Origin of the sequence: Bacteroides sp., assembly GCF_052357945.1 — a bacterium.
Classification (GTDB): Bacteria; Bacteroidota; Bacteroidia; order Bacteroidales; family Bacteroidaceae; genus Bacteroides.
In genome coordinates this window covers 20,059-30,418 of sequence record NZ_DAWCXD010000059.1, presented here as the reverse complement: position 1 = coordinate 30,418, position 10,360 = coordinate 20,059, and the positions used below count along the sequence as shown (strand labels likewise).

General features: G+C 41.8%; 11 protein-coding genes. 9 read left to right on the top strand and 2 right to left on the bottom strand.

The window, feature by feature from the left end:
• Positions 1-244 precede the first annotated feature (244 nt).
• The 8 genes from ACT8YW_RS12280 (at position 245) to ACT8YW_RS12245 (ending at position 7,808) form a co-directional block, all read left to right on the top strand.
• Entirely contained in the window at positions 245-745 is a 501-nt protein-coding gene (locus ACT8YW_RS12280; RefSeq protein WP_444105224.1) for a DMP19 family protein, read from the top strand.
• Positions 746-827: 82 nt separating this feature from the next.
• Positions 828-1,583, top strand: coding sequence for a hypothetical protein (locus tag ACT8YW_RS12275; RefSeq protein ID WP_444105222.1), 756 nt, complete (start codon positions 828-830; stop codon positions 1,581-1,583).
• Between the two features lie 32 nt (positions 1,584-1,615).
• Positions 1,616-2,161 (top strand): Yip1 family protein, encoded by a 546-nt coding sequence (locus tag ACT8YW_RS12270; protein ID WP_444105220.1) that lies wholly within the window; start codon positions 1,616-1,618, stop codon positions 2,159-2,161.
• A 9-nt stretch (positions 2,162-2,170) separates the two neighbouring features.
• A complete protein-coding gene (gene smpB / locus ACT8YW_RS12265; RefSeq protein WP_444105218.1) occupies positions 2,171-2,623 on the top strand; it encodes an SsrA-binding protein in 453 nt (150 codons plus the stop codon).
• Between the two features lie 88 nt (positions 2,624-2,711).
• A complete protein-coding gene (gene metH / locus ACT8YW_RS12260) occupies positions 2,712-5,459 on the top strand; it encodes a methionine synthase (protein ID WP_444105216.1) in 2,748 nt (915 codons plus the stop codon).
• A gap of 11 nt (positions 5,460-5,470) precedes the next feature.
• The gene (locus tag ACT8YW_RS12255; RefSeq protein ID WP_004315984.1) at positions 5,471-6,073 is read left to right on the top strand and encodes a nitroreductase family protein; all 603 of its coding nucleotides are present in this window, start codon (positions 5,471-5,473) and stop codon (positions 6,071-6,073) included.
• A 68-nt stretch (positions 6,074-6,141) separates the two neighbouring features.
• Complete coding sequence (locus tag ACT8YW_RS12250; RefSeq protein WP_004296931.1) at positions 6,142-6,267, top strand: symporter small accessory protein; 126 nt, start codon at positions 6,142-6,144, stop codon at positions 6,265-6,267.
• Entirely contained in the window at positions 6,264-7,808 is a 1,545-nt protein-coding gene (locus tag ACT8YW_RS12245) for a sodium:solute symporter family protein (RefSeq protein ID WP_151928211.1), read from the top strand. The genes ACT8YW_RS12250 and ACT8YW_RS12245 overlap by 4 nt, the downstream gene beginning before the upstream one ends.
• Positions 7,809-7,902: 94 nt before the next feature.
• Here the strand turns inward: ACT8YW_RS12245 and ACT8YW_RS12240 are convergent, their stop codons facing one another.
• Together ACT8YW_RS12240 and udk are read right to left on the bottom strand one after the other, a co-directional pair.
• Positions 7,903-9,294: a transglycosylase SLT domain-containing protein gene (locus ACT8YW_RS12240; protein WP_444105226.1), complete on the bottom strand. Its 1,392-nt coding sequence runs from the start codon at positions 9,292-9,294 to the stop codon at positions 7,903-7,905.
• 37 nt (positions 9,295-9,331) lie between these two features.
• The gene (gene udk, locus ACT8YW_RS12235; RefSeq protein WP_032811070.1) at positions 9,332-9,943 is read right to left on the bottom strand and encodes a uridine kinase; all 612 of its coding nucleotides are present in this window, start codon (positions 9,941-9,943) and stop codon (positions 9,332-9,334) included.
• Positions 9,944-10,051: 108 nt separating this feature from the next.
• On the opposite strand from udk, the gene ACT8YW_RS12230 reads away from it, so the two are divergent.
• Positions 10,052-10,351, top strand: coding sequence for a Dabb family protein (locus tag ACT8YW_RS12230; protein WP_065538283.1), 300 nt, complete (start codon positions 10,052-10,054; stop codon positions 10,349-10,351).
• The last annotated feature ends 9 nt before the right edge of the window (positions 10,352-10,360 follow it).

Here is a 10,360-nt window from a genome sequence, read left to right as displayed (position 1 = left end):
AAAATATAAGAATGAAAAAAGGGCGACAAGATAGAATCGCGGAGACGCTTACTTCTGTGAAGGATGTGAATACCGTGTTTTATATGATTTGTTCACAGGAAGTGTCTGTAAATGAGTTGATATGCGTCGTGTGAAGGCAGTGGAGGATAGATAATGAAGTTAAGACAAGTAAGATTGTGGAAGGATTATTACTGGATGTAGAATAAAATTCGTAGCTTTGCTGCATAATTTATATAAGAAAGTTATGATCGAAGTTGTAGAATCTACTTTGCAAAAGGCTGCGGGTGAAGGAATGGATGAATTTATCCAGGCGTTTACAGATAAATATAAAGAGATTATCGGTGGCGAACTAACTGCCGAAACAATGCCTCTGCTGACAGGGGAACAACATTCTTTGCTGGCTTATCAGATTTTTCGTGATGAGGTGATGGCGGGGGGATTTTGCCAATTGATTCAGAATGGCTATGGTGGTTATATATTTGATAATCCGTTTGCGAAAGTGATGCGTTTGTGGGGAGCGGAAGAGTTTTCGAAATTAGTTTATAAGGCTAAGAAAATTTTTGATGCCAACCGGAAAGATTTGGAAAAGGAACGGACGGATGATGAATTTATGGCTATGTACGAGCAATATGAAGCTTTTGATGAGTTGGAAGAAGCCTATTTAGAGATGGAAGAACAAGTCACAGCATTGATTGCAAGCTACGTAGATGATCATTTGGAACTTTTTGCAAAAATAATAAAGTAACGGATGCAGTATTTTTTAAGTACTTGCATTTATTAATTATGAATTAGAATTTATATCTTTGCAAAATCTAAAAAATATGTTTATGAAACAAGTGAAATTTTTCTTGGTGGCTTTGATGGCTGTGGTTATGGGTGTGTCGGTTACTTCATGTATGAATGGAGATGATAATAGTGGGCCACGAACTTTAAGTGTCATTGCAAAACTGGATTCTTATGGTAGTAATTTTAAAATGATAGATGGAACTAAGTTGGTTCCTACTGATCCGACTAGTATTATGCTTTTGAATTCAGGAATGTATATTGTTAATGGTCAGTATAATGTAGAAGATGTGAATGTTAATGCAGCTTCTATAACTTTTACATTGACTTCAACTCCTACCAATATTGATGGACCGAGCGTAACTTCTACACCAGATGAGGCTGATGCGACAATGTATGCTCTGAATTATGAGAATGCATATTATCCTTATTTCTTTGATAAGAATACATTAATTATTCCTGCAATGTTTCATTTTAAAAACTCATCAGTGTCAACTGAATTAGAAGCAGAGTTGAAGAAACATAAATTTATTCTTTCATATGATGCGGAAAAAGTTGCTGAAGGTGGTGAAACATTAGATTTGTATGTGAATCATATTATTACTGAAGATAAAGATGAAACTCGTACATCTTATACAGTAAGTTATCAGGCTTATGATTTGTCATCAGTATTATATCAATTTACAAATCTGAAAAAGATTATAGTGCATGCTCAAGTAAATACTTCGTCTAATAAACTAGATAATTCTAGTACAAGAGAAGAGAAATTTGAAATAGATTATTCAAAGATTTCACAATAACATTGAACTACAAAGAACTATTTAACATAGCAATGAAATTGATTTCCTCTCCGGCCAAGGCCTGGGAGGAAATTTCTATGGAAGAGGATAGGCGAAAAGTATTTATGGCTTTTGTCTATCCTATGATTGGTTTATGCGGTCTGTCCGTATTCATCGGTTCGTTATTGACGAATGGGTGGGGAGGTCCGCAAAGTTTCCAGATAGCTATGACCAATTGTTGCGCCGTAGCTGTAGCCTTGTTCGGTGGCTATTTTCTGGCAGCTTATGCCATCAATGAAATGGGAACAAGGATGTTTGGCATGCATAGTAATATGCCGTTGACACAACAGTTTGCAGGATATGCATTGGTTGTGTCTTTCCTGCTTCAGATACTAACCGGACTATTACCTGATTTTAGAATTATTGCTTGGTTGCTGCAGTTCTACATCGTCTATGTGGTATGGGAGGGAGTTCCTATACTGATGGGAGTAGAAGAAAAACAACGATTAAAATACACCCTTTTGTCGTCTGTATTGTTAATACTATGTCCGGCGGTGATACAGATCGTGTTTAATAGGCTGACGGCTATACTTAATTAATGAGTAAAGATGAAACAACCTCCTGTAAATATAAAGAATAAACGGGCTACGTTTGATTACGAGCTGATAGATACCTACACAGCAGGTATTGTATTGACCGGTACGGAAATAAAGTCCATTCGTTTGGGAAAAGCCAGTCTGGTAGATACGTTTTGCTATTTTACGAAAGGCGAATTGTGGGTGAAGAATATGCACATTGCCGAATATTTCTATGGATCGTACAATAACCATACGGCACGTAGAGAGAGGAAGTTGTTGCTTAGTAAAAAAGAATTGGAGAAACTTCAGCGGGAGATGAAAAATCCCGGCTTTACGATTCTCCCTGTACGCTTGTTTATCAATGAGAAAGGTTTGGCGAAACTGGTAGTCGCTTTGGCGAAAGGTAAGAAAGAATATGATAAACGAGAATCTATAAAGGAGAAAGACGACCGTAGAGATATGGCAAGAATGTTCAAGCGGTAAGTAAAACCGCTATAAGATAAACACCGGACTGCGAAGTGTCTGGCAGAAGATGGCAGAGTAGGTAATTAGGTATTAATGTGATAGGGTAATGAAAAAGACAATTTCTCAAGTCGTATCCGAGCGCATCCTTATTCTGGATGGGGCAATGGGTACAATGATTCAACAATATAACCTCAAGGAAGAAGATTTTCGTGGTGAACGGTTTGCGCATATCCCCGGACAGTTGAAAGGGAATAACGACTTATTGTGTCTCACACGTCCCGACGTGATTCAGGATATTCATCGTAAATACTTGGAAGCAGGTGCGGATATCATCGAAACCAATACATTCAGTTCGACTACAGTTTCTATGGCTGATTATCACGTAGAAGAATACGTGCGTGAGATGAATCTGGCAGCCGTAAAACTAGCCCGTGATCTTGCCGACGAGTACACTGCAAAGAATCCCGATAAACCGCGTTTTGTAGCCGGCTCTGTGGGACCAACCAATAAAACCTGCTCTATGAGCCCGGACGTGAACAATCCGGCTTATCGTGCTTTGAGTTACGACGAACTGGCTGCATCCTATCAGCAACAGATGGAAGCAATGCTTGAAGGTGGCGTAGACGCCATTCTGATCGAAACAATCTTTGATACCCTGAATGCCAAAGCTGCTATTTTTGCAGCCGAACAGGCAATGAAAGCAACAGGCGTCGAAGTCCCTGTCATGTTATCTGTAACGGTGTCCGATATTGGCGGACGAACATTGTCCGGCCAGACATTGGACGCATTTCTTGCTTCCGTGCAACATGCCAATATCTTTTCTGTCGGTTTAAACTGTTCTTTCGGAGCCCGCCAATTGAAACCATTTCTGGAACAACTGGCAGCTCGTGCACCTTATTATATTAGTGCTTATCCGAATGCCGGATTACCGAATAGCCTGGGTAAGTATGACCAGACACCTGCTGATATGGCTCACGAAGTGAGAGAATATATCGAAGAAGGACTAATCAATATCATTGGCGGCTGTTGTGGAACGACGGATGCCTATATTGCCGAATATCCCGCCCTCGTGAAAGGTGCTAAACCACACGTCCCTGCTCTTGCACCGGATTGTATGTGGCTTTCCGGACTTGAACTATTGGAAGTCAAACCGGAAATTAACTTTGTAAATGTCGGCGAACGTTGCAACGTAGCCGGTTCTCGTAAGTTTCTTCGTCTGATAAACGAAAAGAAATATGATGAAGCTCTCTCCATCGCCCGTCAACAAGTGGAAGATGGTGCCTTGGTGATTGACGTCAATATGGATGACGGACTGTTGGACGCAAAGACAGAGATGACTACTTTCCTGAATCTTATCATGTCCGAACCGGAAATTGCCCGTGTTCCGGTAATGATTGACTCTTCCAAATGGGAAGTGATTGAAGCCGGCCTGAAATGTCTGCAAGGAAAGTCAATCGTTAACTCCATTTCTCTGAAAGAAGGCGAGGAAGTTTTCCTCGAACATGCCCGTATCATCCGCCAATATGGAGCGGCCGCTGTCGTAATGGCTTTTGATGAGAAAGGTCAGGCAGATACAGCCGCCCGTAAAATAGAAGTTTGCGAACGGGCTTACCGTCTTTTGGTAGATAAAGTAGGTTTTAATCCTCACGATATTATTTTTGACCCCAATGTACTTGCCGTAGCCACAGGGATTGAAGAACATAATAACTATGCCGTAGATTTCATTGAAGCTACCGCATGGATCAAAAAGAATCTTCCGGGTGCTCATATTAGCGGAGGAGTCAGTAACCTTTCTTTCTCTTTCCGTGGCAATAATTATATCCGTGAGGCGATGCACGCTGTATTCCTTTATCATGCCATTCAGGAAGGAATGGACATGGGGATTGTGAATCCGGGTACTTCCGTGTTATATAGTGATATCCCGACCGATGTATTGGAAAAGATAGAAGATGTCGTCTTGAATCGTCGTCCGGACGCAGCGGAACGTCTGATAGAATTGGCGGAATCGCTGAAAGCAACTATGAGCGGAACTGCCGGACAACCAGCTGCCAAACAAGATGCGTGGAGAGAAGAATCCGTTCAGGAACGCTTGAAATATGCCTTGATGAAAGGAATCGGAGATTTCCTTGAACAGGATTTGGCGGAAGCATTGCCGCTTTATGATAAAGCAGTCGATGTGATTGAAGGCCCGTTGATGGATGGAATGAATTATGTAGGCGAGTTGTTTGGTGCCGGTAAGATGTTCCTTCCCCAAGTTGTGAAGACTGCCCGTACGATGAAAAAAGCCGTAGCTATCCTGCAGCCGATTATCGAATCGGAAAAAGTGGAAGGAAGCGCCGCGGCTGGAAAAGTGTTGCTGGCAACTGTAAAGGGCGATGTGCACGATATTGGAAAAAATATTGTAGCGGTGGTGATGGCTTGCAATGGTTATGATATTGTAGACTTGGGAGTGATGGTGCCGGCGGAAACCATTGTGCAGCGTGCCATTGAAGAAAAAGTGGATATGATCGGATTGAGTGGTCTGATTACTCCCTCTTTGGAAGAAATGGTGCATGTGGCTTTGGAACTCGAAAAAGCAGGACTGGATATTCCTCTTCTGATTGGTGGGGCTACTACATCGAAAATGCATACGGCATTGAAGATTGCTCCTGTCTATCACGCTCCGGTGGTACATCTGAAAGATGCTTCCCAGAATGCAAGTGTTGCTTCCAAATTATTGAATCCACAGCTGAAAGCCGAATTGGTGAACGAACTGAATAGCGAATATGAGGCGCTTCGTGAAAAAAGCGGTCTGCTGAAACGTGAAACGGTTTCATTGGAAGAGGCGCAGAAAAATAAGTTGAATCTGTTTTAAATAGTATCACAATGAAAAAGATTTTCTCTTTCTTATGTCTGATTGCAGCAATAGTTGTTGCTATGAGCGCATGTTCTTCTACCAAAGAAGAAAAAGGAACGTCCGAAACCGGAAATGCTGCTTTGGATAATATCTTCGCACGTAAAAGTGTGCGTACTTATCTGAATAAGGGAGTGGAGAAAGAGAAAATCGACTTGATGCTTCGTGCCGGAATGGCTGCCCCTTCGGGCAAAGATGTCCGTCCTTGGGAGTTTATAGTAGTATCCGACCGTGCCAAACTGGATTCAATGGCTGCTGCGCTTCCTTATGCAAAGATGTTGACCCAGGCCCGTAACGCTATCATTGTCTGCGGAGATTCTGTACGTTCGTCTTATTGGTATTTGGATTGTTCAGCAGCAGCGCAAAATATTCTGCTGGCTGCCGAAAGTCTGGGACTGGGGGCTGTATGGACGGCTGCCTATCCTTATGAAGACCGTATGCAGGTGGTACGCAAATATACCAATCTACCTGATAATATCCTTCCGCTTTGTGTCATTCCTTTCGGCTATCCGGCTACAAAAGAGAACCCGAAACAGAAGTTTGACGAGAAAAAGATACATTATAATCAGTATTAGTGAGCAAAAGTTTTGTCTTTTCAATAATTTCCTTACATTTGCAACGCTAATTAAAATCTGATACGCAAATGTTTGGAATAGACGACCCTTTTATAATTCTGCCTTACCTTCTTTCAGTGGTATGTGTGATCTTTGCTGCCTGGTTTGGGCTGAAGTATTGGAATAAGGACGACGAAAAAGACGAAACTCGATGAATACATTTACACTCGGCTTGATTGTGATAGGATATCTCCTGTCACTTGCTTACCTCGGCTTCCTGGGATATAAGAAAACAACGAATACCAGCGACTATCTGGTAGGCGGACGTCAGATGAATCCTATTGTTATGGCACTTTCTTACGGTGCTACGTTTATCTCCGCATCGGCTATTGTAGGTTTTGGAGGAGTGGCGGCGGCTTTCGGAATGGGGATTCAATGGCTCTGTTTCCTGAATATGTTTATCGGAGTTGTCATTGCTTTCATCTTTTTCGGTTTGCGCACCCGGCGTATGGGAGCAAAGCTGAATGTGAGCACTTTTCCTCAATTATTAGGGCGCCATTTTCGTTCCCGTAATATACAGGTATTTATTGCTGCTGTTATTTTCATCGGAATGCCGCTTTATGCAGCAGTTGTGATGAAAGGTGGAGCTGTATTTATAGAACAGATCTTTCAGATTGATTTCAATATCTCTTTGTTGATATTTACATTGGTCATAGCCGCTTATGTTATTGCAGGCGGTATGAAAGGAGTCATGTATACAGATGCTTTGCAGGCAGTAATCATGTTCGGTTGCATGCTGTTTCTATTATTCTCTTTATACCAGGTGCTCGGTATGGGTTTTACCGAGGCGAATAAAGAGTTGACTGCTATTGCTCCGTTAGTCCCGGAAAAATTTAAAGCATTGGGACATCAGGGATGGACTGCAATGCCTGTTACAGGTTCACCACAATGGTACTCACTTGTTACTTCCCTTATTTTAGGAGTAGGAATCGGATGTCTTGCGCAACCCCAGCTAGTGGTTCGTTTTATGACTGTGGAAAGTAGCAAACAATTAAACCGCGGTGTATTTATCGGTTGTTTCTTTTTGATTATAACAGTAGGAGCTATCTATCATGCCGGAGCTTTGAGTAACCTTTTCTTCCTGAAAACAGAAGGAGCGGTTGCTACCGAAGTAGTGCAGGACATCGATAAGATTATTCCATATTTTATTAATAAAGCGATGCCCGACTGGTTTGCCGCACTGTTTATGTTATGTATCCTTTCGGCCAGTATGTCTACACTAAGCTCGCAGTTCCATACAATGGGGGCTTCGGTAGGTTCTGATATCTATGGAACTTATAAACCCCGTTCGCGGAATAAACTGACCAACGTGATTCGTTTGGGAGTATTGTTCTCTATTCTGGTCAGCTACATTATTTGCTATATGTTGCCTCATGATATTATCGCCCGTGGAACTTCTATCTTTATGGGGATTTGTGCTGCAGCTTTCCTTCCAGCCTATTTCTGTGCTTTATATTGGAAGAAAGCTACTAAGCAGGGTGTCATGGCAAGTCTTTGGGTCGGAACAATCGGTAGCCTGTTTGCCCTTGTATTTCTTCATCAGAAAGAATCTGCAGCATTAGGTATCTGCAAAGCATTATTTGGACGGGATGTATTGATTACCACTTATCCTTTCCCTGTGATTGATCCGATATTGTTTGCCTTACCATTATCTGTATTAGCCATCATCGTAATCAGCTTAGTAACCAAAAAATAAGTATTAAGTAAGTATCAAGTATTAAGTATTACGCCATGTGGATAAGCGCCTCAAAGGCCACGATTAATACTTAATACTTGATACTTAATATTAATCATGCTTTTATTTTCTTCTTGTAGGATTCGTAGCGCGACATGATATCACGGACGAAATTGTAAGTCTCGATACCACGGAAATACCCGTTTTTGCAGACAGGGTCGGTAAAGTATTCTTCATTGCTTTTGAGCAGGATGAAGTTTTCTACATTGTCTTTCCATACCAGTTTGTTCTTTCCGTATTTTTCGGCTAGCGCTATGGCATCGTATATATGTCCTAAGCCGGCATTATAAGATGCTAGAATGAAGTTGAGTCGTTCCTGTTTGTCGGGAATCATACTGAAACTGCGGTCGGTGGCGGCGATATATTTAATAGCCGCTTTCACACTTTCCTCCGGATTCTGCTCCTTGCCGGGAGGTACTCCCATTGCCCGGGCGGTGGCAGGCATTAACTGCATCAGTCCTTTAGCGCCGGCCCAGGAAACAGCGGTGGTATCGAAATTAGATTCTGTATAGGCTAGTGACGCCAGCATACGCCAATCCCATCCGATATCTTTGGAATACTTTCTGAATAAATCATCATAATGAGATATTTTCCCCTCTTTCAATGAAAGGATAGGAGAGTGGGGCATCATTTTACTATTCTCAAAATAACGTTTCATACTGGCTGTGTAGGCAGGAGAGGTCATATTTTCCTGATGCCATTTAGTAGCGGCGGCTGCCAGTTCGGGACTGTCTTTTCGTACTGCCCACGAAGACCGTTGATCGAAACTGATAGACAGATCGATATTTAAATTAGGATAATAGGTCTTATTTAATTTTGCCAGGTCATTGTCGGCTACTGTATACGGGATTTTTCCTTGCGCCACTTGCGTTATCAAGTCCTCGATGGTAGTACTGTCATTGGTAACTTCATGAATCCGGATGCCTCCTCCTAATTCGCTGTTCAGATTGACGAGGCGGTCGTAATACTTTCCCGGTTTTACATATATATCTTTTCCTACCAGTTCGGTTACGTCTTTTAATGGCTTCTGCTTTCCTCTTCCTTGCTGAACGATTACTTGATGGGTGATGACATCTTCACCACAATAAAGCAGACTGTCTTTCCACTCTTTGGTGATAGGCAGATTATAGGCAATCATATCTCCTTCGCCTGCCAGCAATTTTTGAATCATCTCGTCAACGCTTTTGGCAACTTCAATCCTAAGCTTTAGTCCCAGACTTTTGGCAAACTGCTCGCTAAGTTCATACTGGAATCCCATTTCCTGTCCCCGGTAAATAAAATAGGAAGTAGAGCTATACAATGTCAATACAACGAGTTCGCCACTATCTTTTATTTGTGGAAGATCACGTGCGGATTCATCCGTTGTACTATGTTGTTTGTTCCGGCATCCGAACACACAACAGAACAATACGAGGAATAAAGGGATAATCAGTGTCTTGACATTCATACCTGACATTTTGCTTTTAACTCTCAACTCTCCACTCTCAACTCTTCAAGTGTTTCTTGATGTACATAGTCAGTATATCAATAGCTACCTTATTACTGCCGCCTTCCGGTACAATAAGGTCGGCATATCGTTTGCAAGGTTCGATAAATTGCAGGTGCATAGGCTTTAAAACCCGTGTGTAGCGTTCCATTACAGCTTCGGCAGTACGTCCGCGCTCAATAACATCTCTTTGGATAACACGTATCAGGCGTTCGTCGGGATCGGCATCTACAAAGATTTTAAGGTCCATCATATTGCGTAGCTTTTTATCACATAAAGCAAGGATTCCTTCAATGATAACCACTTCACGAGGTTCGATATGAATCGTTTCGGGCTGGCGTGTGCAAGTGAGATAAGAATAGGTAGGCTGTTCAATGCTATTTCCTTCTTTCAGCATCATGACATGTTTGGATAGTAGGCTCCATTCAAAAGCATCGGGATGGTCAAAATTGATATTCTGGCGTTCTTCAACCGGGACATGACTACTGTCTTTGTAGTATGAATCCTGTGGTAAGAGTACTACTTCCCCTGCGGGGAGACTTTCTATAATTTTCCGTACGACGGTGGTCTTTCCGGAGCCTGTTCCGCCTGCTATTCCTATAATTAACATCTCTTTAAATGTATATTTGAACCAAATAGAGTATTTTTGCATTACTATTAATGCGATGATTGCATTAACAAGACAAATATAGAAACAATTCATTAAAATAACAACGTAATGGTAAAACACATTGTATTATTTAAGTTAAAAGACGAAGTTCCTGCTGAAGAGAAACTGGTAGTCATGACTAAATTCAAGGAAGCGATAGAAGCTCTTCCTGCTAAAATCTCTGTCATTCGCAAAGTGGAAGTCGGATTGAATATGAATCCCGGTGAAACATGGAATATTGCGCTTTACAGTGAGTTTGATACACTAGAAGATGTGAAATTCTACGCAACACATCCCGACCACGTAGCTGCCGGCAAGATCCTGGCTGATACGAAAGAAAGCCGTGCATGCGTAGACTATGAATTATAAACCCCAAAA

Coding starts and splice junctions, on each gene's coding strand:
- ACT8YW_RS12280 (WP_444105224.1), top strand. CDS start 245: ATGATCGAAGTTGTAGAATCTACTTTGCAAAAGGCTGCGGGTGAAGGA.
- ACT8YW_RS12275 (WP_444105222.1), top strand. CDS start 828: ATGAAACAAGTGAAATTTTTCTTGGTGGCTTTGATGGCTGTGGTTATG.
- ACT8YW_RS12270 (WP_444105220.1), top strand. CDS start 1,616: ATGAAATTGATTTCCTCTCCGGCCAAGGCCTGGGAGGAAATTTCTATG.
- smpB (WP_444105218.1), top strand. CDS start 2,171: ATGAAACAACCTCCTGTAAATATAAAGAATAAACGGGCTACGTTTGAT.
- metH (WP_444105216.1), top strand. CDS start 2,712: ATGAAAAAGACAATTTCTCAAGTCGTATCCGAGCGCATCCTTATTCTG.
- ACT8YW_RS12255 (WP_004315984.1), top strand. CDS start 5,471: ATGAAAAAGATTTTCTCTTTCTTATGTCTGATTGCAGCAATAGTTGTT.
- ACT8YW_RS12250 (WP_004296931.1), top strand. CDS start 6,142: ATGTTTGGAATAGACGACCCTTTTATAATTCTGCCTTACCTTCTTTCA.
- ACT8YW_RS12245 (WP_151928211.1), top strand. CDS start 6,264: ATGAATACATTTACACTCGGCTTGATTGTGATAGGATATCTCCTGTCA.
- ACT8YW_RS12240 (WP_444105226.1), bottom strand. CDS start 9,294: ATGAATGTCAAGACACTGATTATCCCTTTATTCCTCGTATTGTTCTGT.
- udk (WP_032811070.1), bottom strand. CDS start 9,943: ATGTTAATTATAGGAATAGCAGGCGGAACAGGCTCCGGAAAGACCACC.
- ACT8YW_RS12230 (WP_065538283.1), top strand. CDS start 10,052: ATGGTAAAACACATTGTATTATTTAAGTTAAAAGACGAAGTTCCTGCT.